13 protein-coding genes are annotated in these 16,876 nt (G+C 40.4%); 5 read left to right on the top strand and 8 right to left on the bottom strand.

Annotation, left to right across the window (positions count from 1 at the left end; translation table 11 throughout):
• Positions 1-132: 132 nt before the first annotated feature.
• The 4 genes from ATS72_RS02500 to ATS72_RS02490 all read left to right on the top strand — a co-directional run bounded on the left by ATS72_RS02500 (position 133) and on the right by ATS72_RS02490 (position 5,762).
• Positions 133-1,314 carry an efflux RND transporter periplasmic adaptor subunit gene (locus ATS72_RS02500; RefSeq protein WP_058428730.1) on the top strand — a complete coding sequence of 394 codons (1,182 nt, stop codon included), beginning with the start codon at positions 133-135 and terminating at the stop codon, positions 1,312-1,314.
• Positions 1,311-4,460: an efflux RND transporter permease subunit gene (locus ATS72_RS02495; protein WP_058428729.1), complete on the top strand. Its 3,150-nt coding sequence runs from the start codon at positions 1,311-1,313 to the stop codon at positions 4,458-4,460. Before ATS72_RS02500 ends, ATS72_RS02495 begins: the two co-directional genes overlap by 4 nt.
• A gap of 139 nt (positions 4,461-4,599) precedes the next feature.
• Complete coding sequence (locus ATS72_RS18820; RefSeq protein WP_006792439.1) at positions 4,600-4,767, top strand: hypothetical protein; 168 nt, start codon at positions 4,600-4,602, stop codon at positions 4,765-4,767.
• A gap of 104 nt (positions 4,768-4,871) precedes the next feature.
• Positions 4,872-5,762 (top strand): dienelactone hydrolase family protein, encoded by an 891-nt coding sequence (locus ATS72_RS02490; RefSeq protein ID WP_058428728.1) that lies wholly within the window; start codon positions 4,872-4,874, stop codon positions 5,760-5,762.
• 79 nt (positions 5,763-5,841) lie between these two features.
• Here the strand turns inward: ATS72_RS02490 and rhlP are convergent, their stop codons facing one another.
• The 8 genes from rhlP to dapB form a co-directional block, all read right to left on the bottom strand.
• On the bottom strand, positions 5,842-6,672 hold the full coding sequence (gene rhlP, locus ATS72_RS02485) for a rhombotarget lipoprotein (RefSeq protein ID WP_058428727.1): 831 nt from the start codon (positions 6,670-6,672) through the stop codon (positions 5,842-5,844).
• A 12-nt stretch (positions 6,673-6,684) separates the two neighbouring features.
• Positions 6,685-7,029, bottom strand: a complete 345-nt coding sequence (locus tag ATS72_RS02480; protein ID WP_058428726.1) for a hypothetical protein — start codon at positions 7,027-7,029, stop codon at positions 6,685-6,687.
• 307 nt (positions 7,030-7,336) lie between these two features.
• Positions 7,337-7,786: a hypothetical protein gene (locus tag ATS72_RS02475; RefSeq protein WP_006792435.1), complete on the bottom strand. Its 450-nt coding sequence runs from the start codon at positions 7,784-7,786 to the stop codon at positions 7,337-7,339.
• A 123-nt stretch (positions 7,787-7,909) separates the two neighbouring features.
• Positions 7,910-8,953 carry a S66 family peptidase gene (locus ATS72_RS02470; RefSeq protein ID WP_058428725.1) on the bottom strand — a complete coding sequence of 348 codons (1,044 nt, stop codon included), beginning with the start codon at positions 8,951-8,953 and terminating at the stop codon, positions 7,910-7,912.
• 132 nt (positions 8,954-9,085) lie between these two features.
• Positions 9,086-9,562 carry a transcription elongation factor GreA gene (gene greA / locus ATS72_RS02465; protein WP_006792433.1) on the bottom strand — a complete coding sequence of 159 codons (477 nt, stop codon included), beginning with the start codon at positions 9,560-9,562 and terminating at the stop codon, positions 9,086-9,088.
• A 47-nt stretch (positions 9,563-9,609) separates the two neighbouring features.
• Positions 9,610-12,828 carry a carbamoyl-phosphate synthase large subunit gene (gene carB, locus ATS72_RS02460; RefSeq protein WP_006792432.1) on the bottom strand — a complete coding sequence of 1,073 codons (3,219 nt, stop codon included), beginning with the start codon at positions 12,826-12,828 and terminating at the stop codon, positions 9,610-9,612.
• A gap of 16 nt (positions 12,829-12,844) precedes the next feature.
• A complete protein-coding gene (carA, locus tag ATS72_RS02455) occupies positions 12,845-13,981 on the bottom strand; it encodes a glutamine-hydrolyzing carbamoyl-phosphate synthase small subunit (protein WP_058428724.1) in 1,137 nt (378 codons plus the stop codon).
• Between the two features lie 362 nt (positions 13,982-14,343).
• On the bottom strand, positions 14,344-15,141 hold the full coding sequence (gene dapB, locus ATS72_RS02450) for a 4-hydroxy-tetrahydrodipicolinate reductase (RefSeq protein ID WP_058428723.1): 798 nt from the start codon (positions 15,139-15,141) through the stop codon (positions 14,344-14,346).
• Between the two features lie 347 nt (positions 15,142-15,488).
• On the opposite strand from dapB, the gene ATS72_RS02445 reads away from it, so the two are divergent.
• A complete protein-coding gene (locus tag ATS72_RS02445; RefSeq protein ID WP_058428722.1) occupies positions 15,489-16,802 on the top strand; it encodes a Na+/H+ antiporter NhaC family protein in 1,314 nt (437 codons plus the stop codon).
• Positions 16,803-16,876 lie beyond the last annotated feature (74 nt).

Genomic DNA, 16,876 nt, shown 5'->3' with positions numbered 1-16,876 from the left:
TACAGACTCCTTCTTAGAGCCAAATATTTATTTGTAATACACATATGTAATGCTTTGTTACATCTTCAAACGCCTTGTAAACACTTTATTGTTTATTATTGCCCTATCACCACTTTTATGAAGGAATGCCTTGTGGCTACTAAAAAACAAATTGTTCTTCCAATCGCAGTTTTAGCTGCCGGAATTGCACTGGCAATTGGCTTTTCAAATATGAAAACCCCGCCTGAAGAAAAACCAGCGCAAGATACTCGTCCACTGGTTGCTGCGCAAACAGTCAACATTGATGCAATAACACTCGACGTAAAATCGTACGGGGTTGTAAAACCTAAAGACCGTACTGAGCTAATTGCACAAGTTAGTGGCCAAGTTATTTCCGTAGCAGATGAATTTGTTGAAGGTGCATTTGTAAAACAAGGCGACATATTAGCACGAATTGATCCAAATGATTACGAAGCCGATTTTATTGAAGCACAAGCAGGCCTTGCTCAAGCAAGTTCAGCCCTTGAAATAGAACGTGCCCAAGCGCATGTAGCAAAAGCTGAATGGGAACGTATTAAATCAGACTCAAGTGACTCAACTGCATCAGAGCTTTATTTACGTAAACCGCAATTAGCCGAAAAGCTAGCGCGTTACCGCTCTGCTCAAGCCAGTGTTAAACGTGCAAAGCGTAACCTTGAACGCACTTATATAAAAGCCCCATACGACGCTATTATTAATGCACGCACAATAAGCTTAGGCTCTGTAGTAAACCCGGGCAGTAGCTTTGGCGCATTAAGTGCCACATCGGTGGCAGAAGTACGTTTACCTGTAGCAGATAGCGAAATGCAATACCTAGCCAATGGAGGCATTGGTGCTACTGTTACCCTTAATGCTGAATTTGCCGGCAAGCAAACGTCTTGGCAGGCCGAAGTTGTTCGCAGCGAAGGTGTAATAGATCAAGTAAGCCGCATGAGTTATTTAGTTGCGCAACTGCCAACGCCATACGCCGATAACACTAAACCACTACGTTTTGGTTCATACATTAATGCAACCATTGAGGGCAGAGCCCTTGATAACGCAATTATTGTCCCGCATCACCTTGTTAAAGATAAACAAATTGCCATTTTAAACGCGAACAATACTCTAAGCTTTAAAACACTAAATATTGTTCGTGAACAAGATGGCATGGTAATAGCCGACCAAGGGTTACAACTTGGCGAACAGTTGATTACCTCAGCACTAGAATACCCAAGCGAAGGAATGGCTGTTAAAACGGATGAAGATGACGAACAAGGTGAAGTAACACAGCTTGCTCTTAAAGAGGACACCTTATGAGTACCTCTGAAAAGGGCCTAATTGCCTGGTTTGCTCGCAACCCTGTTGCAGCAAATTTAATCATGATTTTTATTCTGGTTGGCGGTTTATTAACAGCCTTAACGATTCGTAAGCAAGCATTTCCGCAATTTGAAAGTAACTGGGTGAGTGTTCAAGCCGTTTACCCTGGCGCCGCACCGCAAGAGGTTGAAGAAGGCATTACAATAAAAATTGAAGAAAACCTAGAGGGATTAGAGGGTATTAAACGCTTTATAACTTACTCTAATCGTGGTTATGCACAGGCGTGGATTGAAATTGAAGAAAAATACGACCTTCAAGAAGCTTTAGACGAGATAAAAGCCCAAGTAGATTCTATTAACTCGTTTCCAGCGGGTATGGAAAGACCAATAATTCAGCGCGATAAGTTTCAACAAGAAGTGATGTTTATTGCGCTATATGGGGATATGACCTATGCCCAACTAAAAGAACTAGGTACCGATTTAGAAGATGAATTACTCGCTTTACCTGGTGTTAATTTAGTCAGTTTTTTTAGCGGCTTAAATTATGAAATAGGCATTGAGATTAGCCCCGACAAACTGCGTGAATACGGCCTTACTTTTAGAGATGTATCAAATGCAGTAAGAAACTTTTCAACTAATATGTCGGCAGGTCAAATCCGTTCAGATAACGGGTATATTTCTATGCGTGTTGAAAAACAAGCTTATAAAGGCAATGAGTTTGAGCAGTTGCCTTTAATTACCCTTGCTGATGGCGCACAAATATATTTAGGCGATGTAGCCACCATTAACGATGGTTTTGAAGAAGGCTTATTATATTCAAAATACAATGGTAAAAATTCGTTAATGTTTGATATTGCAGCATCTAAAGATCAAGACATTACCGACGTTGCCAAAGTACTTAAAAATTACATGGCCGAAAAAGAATCTAAATTACCACAAGGCGTAAAACTAACCCCTATGGTTGATTTAACCTACTACCTGCAAGGTCGTCTCGATATGATGATCGATAACATGGTATGGGGTGGTGTTTTAGTTATGCTGGTATTGGCATTGTTTTTACCGCTTAGATTAGCATTTTGGGTAATGATGGGTTTACCGGTTTCTTTTTTGGGTGCCTTTTTGTTTATGCCGATAGGCTTTTTAGATATCACCATTAATATGGTGTCGTTGTTCGCCTTTATAATTGTACTCGGTATTGTGGTGGACGATGCTATTGTCGTGGGCGAATCGGCCAGTGCCGAAATAGAAAAACACGGCCACTCACTCGATAACGTAATCCGTGGTGTTAAACGTGTTGCAATGCCCGCTACATTTGGCGTACTCACCACCATTGCTGCTTTTTTACCACAAGCTATGGCATCAGGCCCAGGCGCAGCATTTTCTAAAGCGATTGGTGTTGTTATTATCCTGTGCTTGATTTTTTCGTTAATTGAATCAAAACTTATTTTACCGGCCCATATTGCCGCAATGAACCCACGCAAACCTAATCCTAAAAACCCATTGCACAAGGTGCGTATGGTTGTTGATAAAGGCCTTAAATCGTTTGTTCAAAATTACTACACACCGTTTATAGGGCACTGTATTCATTATCGTTATACCGTAATTATTGGGTTTATATGTATTTTAATTATGAGCGCAGGCATGTTTGCAGGCGGTTTAGTTAAATTTGTGCCAAACCCTAAAATACAACATGACTTTCCGCGTGTGGTTGTAGAAATGAATCTTGAATCATCAGAGCAAGCAACACTTGAAACAGCTAAGAAAATTGAAGCGGTACTTCTTAGTGTAGATGAAGAGCTTGAAGCACAATATGGTCAAAAAATGATTCGTGACCTCTCGGTAAGCCTTCGTGGCCGTACCACTGCACAATTAATGGCTGTGCTCATTGAACCTGATAAACGCCCTATTGATACCTTCACCCTTAGCTCATTATGGCGTGAAAAAATGCCACCATTGCCGGGCGTTAAAACGTTGACCATTGAAGATAACTTATTTGGCGGCGGACGAGATGACGGCGACGTAAGTTTTAGACTGCAAGGTAAAGATACCGACAAACTAAAAGAAGTTGCTTCGTTATTAAAAACTAAATTACAAAGCATGGAAGGCGTAGGCGATGTTAACGACTCACTACAAAGCGCTACCGATGAAGTGCAACTTGATTTAAAACCACTTGCATACAGCATGGGATTGACCCTTGCAGACGTTGCATCGCAAGTTAGCTTTAGTTATTACGGATTAGAGGCACAACGTATTTTACGTGAAGGCGAAGAGATCAGAGTGATGATCCGCTACCCTGAAAACGAACGTAACTCTATTAGTAACATACACAGCACACGTATTATCACGCCAACAGGTGTTGAAGTGCCGTTAAGTGAAGTTGCACAAATCAACATTGTAGATGGTGTAAACAGAATCCGCCGTGAAAACGCAAACAGAACAGTTAATGTATGGGCAGCCATTAATACTGATAAAGTTGAACCTTTTGCCATTGTAAAAGAAATCACTGACGAGTATTTACCAACCCTTTTACAAAATTACCCAGGTGTTACCAGTAATGTCGCTGGTCGAGTGCAAGAGGAAATGGAAAGCGCTGATGAGCAATTACGTGATTTTGCAATTTCACTAATGATTATATTTGCATTATTAGCCATTCCGCTTCGCTCATATTCACAACCATTGATCATTATGTCGGTTATTCCATTTGGTGTGGTCGGTGCAATGTTTGGGCATATGGTATTAGGAATGACCATGAGCGGCCTTTCAATGTTTGGCATCATTGCAGTAGCCGGTATTGTAGTTAACGATTCGTTAGTTATGGTTGACTTTGTAAATAAAGCGCGTGCTGAAGGTGTACCTATAAAAGAAGCGGTTATGCAAGCGGGAGCTCGTCGTTTTAGAGCTATATTGCTAACCTCAGTGACCACCTTTATTGGCGTGTTACCTATTATTATGGAAACGAGTTTACAGGCACAAATTGTAATACCTATGGCAGTATCACTCGCCTTTGGTGTGCTATTTGCCACCGTGATTACGCTTATTCTTATACCGTGTCAGTATGTCGCACTTGAAGATACAAAACGAATGATTCTTAAGTGGCGTGGTAAACACCCTATTGTCGATGGCCAACCAACAACGACCAATAGCTAATTAAGTAAAACCCCAACCAAAAAAGCTCGGCAACATGCCGAGCTTTTTATTTATAGTTAAAAATAACCTTCAATTATTTGCTAACTTCCCCTTTTCACTGGTATTTTGACTCTCAGTTTACTTTCTTAAAGGATTAACCATGGGTACATTTCAACTTATTTTATTTATCATATTTGCAGTACTAACCATTGTTGGATACAGAAAAAATAACCGTAATTTAATGTTATTGGGTGCCATTGTTGTAGCGTTTGCCTTTGCAGGATTAGATTTTATGATGGGGGTTGATCATAGCCTGTCAGCTTATTAATAGTTAACGGCAAAAATACACTAAATAGTAAAATTAGTGCTCGTTTTTTATACCCGATACGTTTAGGTACTTAATATTAAAAAGCATAACAATTAAGGAAAACCATGAATTCACCTCAAATAGATCACATTCCTCAAGAAGCGTTTGATTGGTACGACGAATATGCCCATGGTTTAATGGACCGCCGTACTTTTATGAAAAAGCTAGGTGGCCTTGCAGCACTGGGGATTTCAATGAGTGTGCTCACCAGCGCGCTTTTACCTAACTATGCACTTGCAGAGCAAGTCTCGTTTAACGATGACGATATTAAAGCCACCTACGAAGAATTTGATTCGCCAAACGGGCATGGTAAGGGTAAAGGTTATTTAGCGGTGCCTAGCAAAATTGAAGGTAAACTGCCGGTTGTATTAGTTATTCACGAAAACCGTGGTTTAAACCCTTACATAAAAGACGTAGCAAGACGCTTAGCCAAAAAAGGTTTTATTGTTTTTGCTCCCGATGCACTTTTCCCGCTTGGTGGCTATCCGGGTAATGATGATGAGGGGCGTGCAATGCAACGCACGATGGACAGAGCTAAAATTCAAAACGACTTTGTAGCCGCCGCTCACTTTTTAAAAGCCCACCCTAGCAGCAACGGCAAATTAGGCGCCGTAGGCTTTTGTTTTGGGGGTTATATTGTTAACTACTTAGCCGCAGTTGATAGTGACTTACTCAGCGCGGGCGTGCCCTTTTATGGCACACCTGCAAGTGAAAGCTTACACAAAAATATTAAAGCCCCTTTAATGATTCAATTAGGTGAACTTGATAAACGCGTTAACGCCACATGGCCTGAGTATGAAAAAAGCTTAAAAGCTAACAATGTTGAGTACACTATGCACATGTACGAAGGTGCTAATCATGGTTTTCATAACGACTCTACTGGGCGTTATGATGAGCAAAAAGCAGAGCTTGCTTGGCAGCGTACCTTAGCGTTTTTTAATGAAAAATTAAGCTAAACACCATAAAAAACGCCGCATAAGTTGAATAATGTGGCGTTTTAAATTTAATTATTTAGCGACTTAGTTATATAGATGTTTAGCTATTTACATGTCTGCGCTTTAAAACAAGTAGCGACATAAAAACCAGAATAAACACACTAAACGCCCCGGCACTGCTTGAGCCATCTTTATTCTCTATTTTTGCTATTTTTTCTTCTTTAACCCGCGTTTTAAAGCGTGCTAATTCCGCATCTAAATTTAGGCTCATATCGGTAACCGCTAAATTAAACCCCTCAAGTGACTTTTCATTGAGCGTTTCGTCAATACCAATAGCGGTGGTTCTTTTTTCAAGCTTGCTGATGCCTGGCGCTCTAAAAAGCATTTTTTTACTTTTTATATCAAAAACAGCAGTGTCGACGAAGGTTTGAATCGTATTTTCGTTACCGGGAATAACGTACATACCTACAATGGTCCAATACAATAATGCGGCGTTATTTTCATAGGTTTGCGTTACTTGATCGTAAGAAACCAATGCCATCACGTCTACATCGTACAGTCGCCCTACTTGTTCAAGCGCTGAAAACCCTTCTCCACCTTTAAGATACGTACTTGGAATCACTTCTATGCGGTCAATGTAATCGTACTGCAAAAACGATTTTTTAACTTTTTCGAGCAACTTTACCTCATTTTGGCTTTCAATTGCGTTTGCTCGCCAATCTTTAGAAGGCACAAATGAAATGCCCACTGTAACAGGTAATTTTAACACTGGAATTTCTGGTTTATACGTAGCACGGCTATCTTCGTTTGGATAAAGAAAGTCAACCAAACTGCTAGAGCGCGTATTTTTACCTGCATTATTACTCACAAGCGCACTACATGAGGTCAGTAAAAAAACCATCAACATGACAAAAAACGTATTTTTTTTCATTATTATTCCTTTTTAATTAAATTCAGTTACGTGTAAAAGCTCGCCTGATGGTCCCCATAAATAAATCACCTTGCCCCACAGCTCTTGTTTTATCCCTTCAAAGCGAATATCAAAGTGAGTTAACTTACTAATAGTGTTAAAAGCTTCATTTATGTTTAATACGCACACTTGCAGCATTAAATTTTCAGAAAATTCTTGGTTGTAGTAACGCTGTAAAAAGAGGCTGCATTCACCTGATGTTGCAATACTTAAATCAGCTGATGCCTGCTCAACATTAAAGCCCAGCGCCTGATAAAATGCACACGATTGTTGATAGTTTTTACACGGCACAAACACTCTGATGTCATCTATTTTCATTGTTTTCCTTTTATTATTTAGGTGCGGAAGGCTTAATAACTTATTTATGAAAGTGACTTTAGAGACTAATAAACTTTCAGGGTTAAGGGTTGTCCTTGCTAAGAGCCATTTACTATTTGTTGTCTGTATAAATTAGGCTAAAGGGCGTAAGCTGGACGCATAGGCATTGCTCGACTTTTGCTTAGCCCGCTCGGCTGCACACATAGCGCAGTTATTCCACGTCCACTAAATTAAATAAACTCAAGCCACTAAGGTCAACATGCCCTATCGCTTTTACCATCAAGCGCGGTATTAAGCGCTCAATAAATTACACGTAGTTAATATCAATGTTCTCTTTTTCATCTGAATTTAGCAGTGAGTTAAATTGTTGATAAATTTCATCTTTTGAGCCTAAAAGTTGAAAATCGTAACCATTGCCGTTTCCGTCAATAATTATTGATAACCAATTATCACTTATATTAACAATAGAAATTCGCTTAACCTCGATCGACTCTTGATCTGATATAAACTTAAAGCGACTCAAATTTGGCTTTGTGATTTTTATAGTGCCGGCGCTTCTCTTGATTAGATTATGTGGGGAATGTTTAGCTTTATATTCATCGGTAAATCGATACCTAAAAGATAAGCATGCAAAAAATAACAGCAAAAAAGAAGCTTCAATTTCATTGTTTATATACCAAATTATAAAAAAAGCGATAAACATAACAACGGCAATAAAAGCAAAGCCGTTTTTATAATGAGCGTCCGTGATTTTCAACTTAGCGATTCCTTTTCAAATATACAATACGTATAAAAACTAATGATTAACTAAAATAAATTAAAGAGCTTAATTTATCCATTACTTTTATATGATTAGCCACCAATAAGAGCGACTTAATAATTAACACAGCTTAGTGCTTAGCGATGCCTTAATCACTTTGCCTTCATTTATGTCTGCGTTAATCGTACAGCTTGCACCATTAATTAAGTTTAAATTAGGTGCAACATGCCCAATATCAGCATCAAACAGTACGGGGAAAATACATTTACCAAGTGCTAATTCTATTGCTTGGTAATAATCAATTTGCTTATGGGGGCTATCAATAATGGCACTGCGACCAAGTATAATACCGTTTACATCAGTAAGGACGCCATTTAGTTTTAATGCAATGAGACTACGTGCTACAGCTGTTGGGCTTAGCTCTGCGTTTTCTAGAAAGAGCACAAGTCCCTCTGGTGCATACTCTTGTTTAAAGCGATGTAAATCGAGGTAAGGCGAGCCAAGCAACAAGTTAAGCGTGTCTAAACAACCGCCAAAAAGCCGGCCTGTTATTTCTAATTTACGCGCATCGTTGTAATTTAAACATTGCCATTGCGTTGGCTCAGTAAGTTCAAACAACGCATCAGGGTCGCTCTCATAATTAATTAATTTAGTTTGGTATGATGCTGAAGGTACTTGTTCAAATTGCTCGCCTTTGGTGAGCGCTAAAACGTGAAAAACATTTACACAATTATGATCAGTTTCATTTGGATGTAGCTGCATTAAATTAGCAGTATGAAGGGTTGCCCAACCACAACGAGAAGTGAGCACACACGCTAATGTACTAACATCAGAGAACCCCACTAACCACTTAGGTTTAGCCGTTTTCACTATGTTAAAGTCAATATATTGCAAAACGTCTAGCGCAAGCTCTCCACCCCATGGCGGCATAATTGCCGCTATATTTTCGTCGGTAAGAAAGTGCATTAGCTCTAAAGCTCGCTCTTTAGCGCTGATATTTTGCCTTACACTGTCACCTTCAATTACTTTATACCCTTGCGACTTTAAACCATTTAGCACAGTGTCTAATCGTGTTTGAAAGTGATTATCAACACCTGAAGAAAACGCACAAATTGCAATATTATCATTAGGTTTAAGTGGCTCAGGAAAATTAATTAAGGACATCAGTACTCTCAATCATTAGGTTATAGTCAACCTAACGTACCCAATAAAGTAAACAAAGTCGAGATTATTAAAGGCATAAAAAAACCGATGTAATCACATCGGCTTTTATGTAAACGCTAAAGTGAGGATATATTAAAGGTACTCAACTTCAATGATTTCGTATTCAACGTCGCCCTTTGGTGTTTTAATGGTAACTGCATCATCCATTTGCTTACCAATCAAACCACGAGCTATAGGTGAGTTAACAGAGATTAAGTTATTTTTAATATCTGCCTCATCATCGCCAACTATTTGGTATTTAACTTCGGCATCAGTCTCTACATTAACAATAGTTACTGTGGTACCAAAAATAACCTTACCTGTGTTAGGCATTTTAGTTACGTCGATTATTTGAACATTTGAAAGTTTAGCTTCAATTTCTTGAATACGACCTTCACAAAAACCCTGTTGCTCACGCGCAGCGTGGTACTCAGCGTTTTCTTTTAAGTCACCGTGTTCACGCGCATCAGCAATATCAGCGATGATTTTAGGACGGGTAACTGTTTTTAATTCGTTAAGCTCTTTACGCAGTAAATCTGCGCCACGAACTGTCATCGGAATTGTTTGCATATTTTCTCACTTAACACCAAGGCCTAATTAGGCCTTGGTACATTTCCTTAGTTCAATCGCAGGTGTAGCTCTTGAACTGACGCCACTTTACTGCGGTCATCTGCTTTGTTAGCAGTACAGTTAGCGAATGCCGCGTTCAAGGTAGTCGTATAGTTGGTTTTATTTTGCAATGCACCACGACGTAACACCTTCGAATCTTCGATCGCTTGGCGACCTTCGGTGGTATTAACGATATAGCTGTATTCTTTATTCTTAATGTAATCAAGAATATGTGGACGACCTTCGTAAACTTTATTTACGCGACGAACGTTAATACCCGCTTCTTCAAGCGCTTTGGCTGTGCCACCTGTTGCGTCTAATTCAAAACCTAACTCGGTCATGATTTTAGCTAATTCAACAATACGTGACTTATCGCTATTACGAACAGATAATAACGCGCGACCACCGCGTGGTAAAGTATTGCTTGCACCTAATTGTGCTTTTGCGAATGCTTCGGCGAAAGTATCACCAACACCCATTACTTCACCTGTTGAGCGCATTTCTGGGCCACGGATAGGGTCTACACCTTGGAACTTAGCAAACGGTAAAACTACTTCTTTAACGCTGTAGTAAGGAGGGATAATTTCTTTAGTAATGCCTTGGCTCGCTAAAGATTGGCCCGCCATACAACGTGCAGCTACTTTTGCAAGTGCAACGCCGGTGGCTTTAGATACAAATGGAACCGTACGCGCAGCACGTGGGTTAACTTCAATTAAATACACTTTGCCATCTTTTACTGCAAACTGTGTATTCATTAAGCCTACAACACCTAGTTCAAGAGCCATATCGGTTACTTGCTTGCGCATTACATCTTGCACTTCTTGCGATAAAGAATGTGCTGGTAATGAACAGGCAGAGTCACCAGAGTGAACACCAGCTTGTTCAATGTGTTCCATAATACCGCCAATGATTACTTGCTCGCCGTCACATATTGCGTCAACGTCAACTTCAATTGCGTTATCTAGGAAATGGTCTAATAAAACAGGCGCTTCATTTGAGGCTTGAACTGCTTCGGTCATGTAACGACGTAAATCGTCTTCGTCGTATACAATTTCCATTGCACGGCCACCTAATACATATGATGGGCGAACAACCAGCGGGAAACCAATTTCAGCTGATTTTAAAATAGCTTCTTCAGTTGATGTAACCGTTGCGTTTTCTGGCTGTAGTAGGTCTAAACGCTCTACTAACTGTTGGAAACGCTCACGGTCTTCTGCACGGTCAATTGCATCTGGCGAAGTACCAATCACCGGCACTCCATTGGCTTCTAGCTCACGTGCTAGTTTAAGTGGTGTTTGACCACCGTACTGCACGATAACACCTTTTGGCTTTTCAACACGTACAATTTCTAGTACGTCTTCAAGGGTAATTGGCTCAAAGTAAAGTCGGTCAGATGTATCGTAATCGGTAGATACAGTTTCAGGGTTACAGTTAACCATGATGGTTTCGTAACCGTCGTCACGAAGTGCAAGCGCAGCATGTACACAACAGTAATCAAATTCAATACCTTGGCCGATACGGTTAGGACCGCCACCAATAACCATGATTTTATCTTTGTCTGTTGGGTTAGCTTCACACTCTTCATCATACGATGAGTACATGTAAGCGGTGTCTGAACTAAATTCTGCAGCACACGTATCTACACGCTTGTATACTGGCACAATATTTAGTTGATGACGTTTTTTACGAATTTCAGCTTCTGACACACCCGCAATTTCAGCAATACGCGGGTCGGCAAAGCCTTTACGCTTAAGCTTGCGTAAAAAATCTGCATTAAGGCCAGCCATTCCGCCTTCAGCGATTCTTGCCTCATCTTTTAAAATGTCTTCAATTTGAACCAAGAACCAGCGGTTAACTTTAGTCAGCTCGTAAACGTCTTCAACGCTCATACCGTGTCGCATTGCATCTGCAATGTACCAAATACGCTCAGCACCTGGCTCACGTAATTCACGGATGATTTTTTCTTTTGCCTTAGGGTCATCAAGTGCAACAATTGGATTAAAACCTGTTGCGCCAACTTCAAGACCGCGTAATGCTTTGTGTAATGACTCTTGTTGGTTACGACCAATTGCCATTACTTCGCCCACTGATTTCATTTGCGTGGTTAAACGGTCGTTAGCACCGGCAAATTTCTCAAAGTTAAAGCGAGGTATTTTAGTTACAACGTAATCAATTGAAGGCTCAAAAGAGGCTGGTGTTTTACCGCCAGTGATATCGTTTTGAAGTTCGTCAAGCGTGTAGCCTACTGCAAGTTTTGCTGCAATTTTAGCAATTGGGAAACCCGTTGCTTTAGAGGCTAGTGCCGATGAGCGCGATACACGTGGGTTCATCTCAATGATAACCATACGGCCATCTTTAGGGTTAATACCAAATTGTACGTTAGAGCCACCGGTTTCAACACCAATTTCACGCAGTACTGCCATAGAGGCATTACGCATAATTTGGTATTCTTTGTCGGTTAACGTTTGCGCTGGTGCAACAGTGATTGAATCACCTGTGTGCACGCCCATTGGGTCAAAGTTTTCAATAGTACAAACAATAATACAGTTGTCTTTTTTGTCACGAACAACTTCTGTTTCGTACTCTTTCCAACCTATTAGTGATTCATCAATTAGTAATTCGTTTGTAGGTGACAGGTCTAAACCACGCTCACAAATTTCTTCAAACTCTTCCATGTTGTAAGCAACACCGCCACCGGTGCCACCCATGGTGAAAGAAGGACGAATGATACACGGTAAGCCTATGCGGCTCATTGTATCTTTAGCTTCTTCCATTGAGTGTGCTATCTCTGCACGAGGACACTCAAGACCAATATTTTTCATTGCAGTGTCAAAGCGTTCACGGTTTTCGGCTTTGTCTATTGCATCAGCTGTTGCGCCAATTAACTCTACGCCATGCTTAGCCAATACACCGTGCTTGTCTAAATCAAGTGCACAGTTTAATGCTGTTTGGCCGCCCATTGTAGGCAGGACTGCATCTGGCTTTTCTTTTTCGATGATTTTTTCTACTACTTCCCAGTGAATTGGTTCGATGTATGTTGCATCAGCCATTTCTGGGTCGGTCATAATCGTTGCTGGGTTTGAGTTAACAAGGATAACTCTATAGCCTTCTTCTCTGAGTGCTTTACACGCTTGTGCACCAGAGTAGTCAAATTCACAAGCTTGACCAATAACAATTGGGCCTGCGCCTAAGATAAGAATGCTTTTTATGTCGGTACGTTTTGGCATTATTACTCCAGTTAAATTAGTGTTTACGCGCTTGCATCAAATCGATGAAGTGGTCAAATAATGGGGCTGCATCATGCGGGCCTGGACTTGCCTCAGGGTGACCCTGAAAACTAAATGCTGGTTTATCTGTACGATGAATACCCTGAAGCGTACCGTCAAACAGTGATTTGTGTGTTGCACGAAGCGTGCTTGGTAGGCTTGATTCTTGGGCTGCAAAACCATGGTTTTGTGCTGTGATCATCACTACATCGCGCTCTAGATCTTTAACTGGGTGGTTACCACCATGATGGCCAAATTTCATTTTTTCTGTTTTAGCACCTGAAGCAAGCGCTAATAACTGGTGACCTAAACAAATACCAAAAATGGGTGTGTCGGTTTCTAAAAATGATTTTATCGCGTCAATTGCGTATGTACATGGCTCAGGATCACCAGGGCCATTAGATAAGAAAATACCATCGGGGTTTAATGCGAGTACGTCAGCAGCACTAGTTTGTGCAGGTACTACGGTAAGTTTACAACCACGGTCAACAAGCATACGTAATATATTACGCTTAACACCGAAGTCATAGGCTACAACATGAAACTTTTCATCGGCGGTATCTAAGGTTTTAAACCCCTCGCCTAATGTCCAGCTTGATTCGCGCCACTCAAAATTTTCCTTGGTTGAGACAACTTTTGCTAAATCCATACCTTTTAAGCCTGGGAAGGCTTGCGCGGCTTGTAGCGCTTTTTGTTCGTCTAGTTCGTCACCAGCAATAATACAACCATTTTGAGCGCCTTTGTCGCGCAAAATACGTGTTAGCTTTCTGGTGTCGATGTCCGCAATACCTAAAATATTACGTTCTTTCAAGTAATCATCTAACGATTGCTCGTTACGAAAGTTACTTGCTAGCAGTGGCAAATCACGGATCACTAGGCCTTTAGCCCATATTTGATTCGCTTCTTCGTCTTCGCTGTTGGTACCCGTATTACCGATATGTGGGTACGTCAAAGTTACGATTTGTTCCGCGTACGAAGGGTCAGTCAAAATTTCTTGATAACCAGTCATAGACGTATTGAATACCACTTCACCGACTGACATGCCGTCAGCGCCGATTGCAGTACCGCGAAACACTGTGCCGTCTTCTAGGACTAACAGAGCGGATTTAGTCAAGTTAAACCTCCTAACAGTAAAAAACGGGAGTAAGCAAATTGCTTATCACCCCGCCAATACCCAGAGGGATCGTCAAAACCAGATTTTGTATGAGATTAAATTGTTTTACGCAGTCTTAAATGAGGCCGATATAACCGCTAAATCTTCAACATTTTTTCTTGCCTAAAACTCTTATCATTCCCACTGAACCCCTGATTTTACTAGCCACTTGGGTATAATTGGAAACACGCATTTAGTAATTTTTGGCAAATTGGCTGTATACTACATGATGTTGGGTTTTAGGTCTAACATTATTTGGTAAATCATAACAAATAAGTGCTTTTAGCTAAAATTAGACCCAAACACCCAAAATAGATACTAAACTACTTTAAATCGAGCACATCTTGCATATCATAAAGTCCTACCGGTTTATTTTGCAACCAGCTTGCAGCTCTTATAGCGCCTAGCGCAAAGGTCATTCTCGAACTTGCTTTGTGCGTTAATTCAAGCCTTTCCCCCATTGTGGCAAAATAGGCGGTATGTTCACCTACTATGTCACCTCCTCTTAGGACTGAATAACCAATTTCGTTTTGAGATTTTTCAGTTTCAATTTGGCTTCGATCGTATACAGCAACCTCTTCGTGGTTCCACCCTTTTGCATCTGCAATTGACTCACCAATTGCCAGAGCCGTGCCCGATGGCGCATCGATTTTATGACGGTGATGCGCTTCAAATATCTCAATATCTAAATCGTCACCGAACTTAGTGGCAACCGTTTGAACTAAATTTAGTAACACATTTACGCCAACACTGTAGTTACGAGCAAATACAATAGGTATATGTTTAGCAGCATTTTCTAATAATGCCATGTCATCGGCCGTTAAACCTGTTGTGCCAATAACTAAGGGGAGAGATTGTTCAACAGCACGCTTTAAGTGGCTACGCATACCGTCTGGCAGGGTGAAATCAATTAACACATCAACACTTTCGAGTGTGTTTTCGTCGCTAAAACATACGTTTTTATCGGCAGCGCTATTGACTTGGTTCACATTAACTCCAATTAACGATGACCCACTACGAACATAGGCGCCTGTTAGTTGTGTTTGCTCTTTTATTGTTGCGGCTTCCAATAAAGCTAAACCCATTCTGCCATTAGCACCAAAAACACCTATTCGAATCATCACTATGCCTTATTTATTTTTGTTTAAACCGTAAACCGATCGTTTTGTATATATTGAGTGTATATATCGCTCAGTTAACATCAATCACTGAAAGTAACGTACTTAGTAGATTTTATCTAAAAGTCATGTAATAGTCAGTCAACCCTTTAATAAAAGAATAATAACAATACCAGTTTACTTTAGCCATCTATACATTTAAACTTCCCCTTCGCGTCGATTTGGTCTTTGGCTTGCGGGCGCTGCATTGTTCTACTATTTGTTAGCTTTTAACAACGTAGATAGACTTGCTAAATTCAGCTAAAAGAGGAATTTTTGGCTGTGGTAATTAATTGGTTTCGAGGATTATGATGCAGCCATCATTTAATAAAAACAAAGCAATACTTTCTTTACTACCCCTACTAACATTTGTAGCCCTATTTTTAGGTTCTGGTTTATACCTGCAATCTCAAGGGGTTGATTACGCTTTTTATCAACTGCCAGCACCGGTGGCAATATTACCCGCTATTATGCTTGCCTTTATACTTAATAAAGGCACTGTTAATCAATGTGTTGAAACCTTTATAAAAGGCGCTGGGCATAACAACATTATTACGATGTGTTTAATTTACCTGCTTGCTGGTGCTTTTTCTGCAGTGGCCAGTGCAACAGGGGGGGTTGACGCCGTAGTTAATGCGGGTTTATCACTGATACCGCCCGCTTTATTACTTCCTGGTTTATTTTTAATTGCCGCGGTTGTATCTACAGCCATGGGCACATCAATGGGCACTATTGGGGCGATTGGCCCAATTGCTTATGCGGTGTCGATCAAAACAGGTATAGACCCAGCCCTTATGGCGGGTACTATTGTGTCTGGCGCTATGTTTGGCGATAACTTATCAATTATTTCAGATACCACGATTGCGGCTACACGTACGCAAGGTTGTGAAATGAAAGATAAATTTAAAGAAAACCTTAAAATTGCAGTACCAGCCGCAATTTTAACAATCGGTTTATTGTTTTACCTTACGCCTGCAGCGCAAGTGGTCGAAACCCAAGATTACGATATTTGGTTAGTGCTACCTTATGCCTTTATTTTAGTTCTCGCCGTAGCAGGTCTAAATGTATTTGTTGTGTTATTTAGCGGTATTATATTTGCTGCATTAATGGGCTTTACCGGTAGCTACGAAGGGTCTAGCTTTGTTAAAGATATTTATCAAGGCTTTACCGATATGCAGGAAATATTTTTACTTTCTATGTTTATTGGTGGCCTTTCTGAATTTATTCGCATTAACGGTGGCCTTGATTACATTGCCCAAAAAATTCAAGCCATTACTAAAGTAATTGCTAAATGGCACCGTAAAGTAGCTGACCAACTTGGTATTGCAGCCCTAGTCATGACAAGTAACATTTGTATTGCCAACAATACCGTTTCAATTATTGTGGCAGGTCCTATTGCTAAAAAACTCGCTGACGATGGTAAAATTAGTGGCAAACGCTCTGCAAGCCTACTTGATATTTTTGCTTGTGTAACTCAGGGCTCTTTACCTTATGGAGCACAAGCACTTTTACTTGGCGCTACGTTTAAAATTAGCCCTTGGGAAGTCTCAACATCGTCTTATTATTGTTTCATTTTAGCATTTACCGCTATAGCAATAATTTGTTTGCGTCGTAATAAAGCTTAAAACCTTTGCCCCACTGTTGCAGCTTAAAAACAAGCTGCAACATATTACTCTACATATTACTCTACATATTAATC

It is taken from the genome of Pseudoalteromonas sp. 13-15 (assembly GCF_001468205.2).
GTDB lineage: Bacteria > Pseudomonadota > Gammaproteobacteria > Enterobacterales > Alteromonadaceae > Pseudoalteromonas > Pseudoalteromonas marina.
The sequence above is the reverse complement of the archived record's forward strand: the minus strand, read 5'-3'. Positions and strand labels throughout refer to the sequence as shown.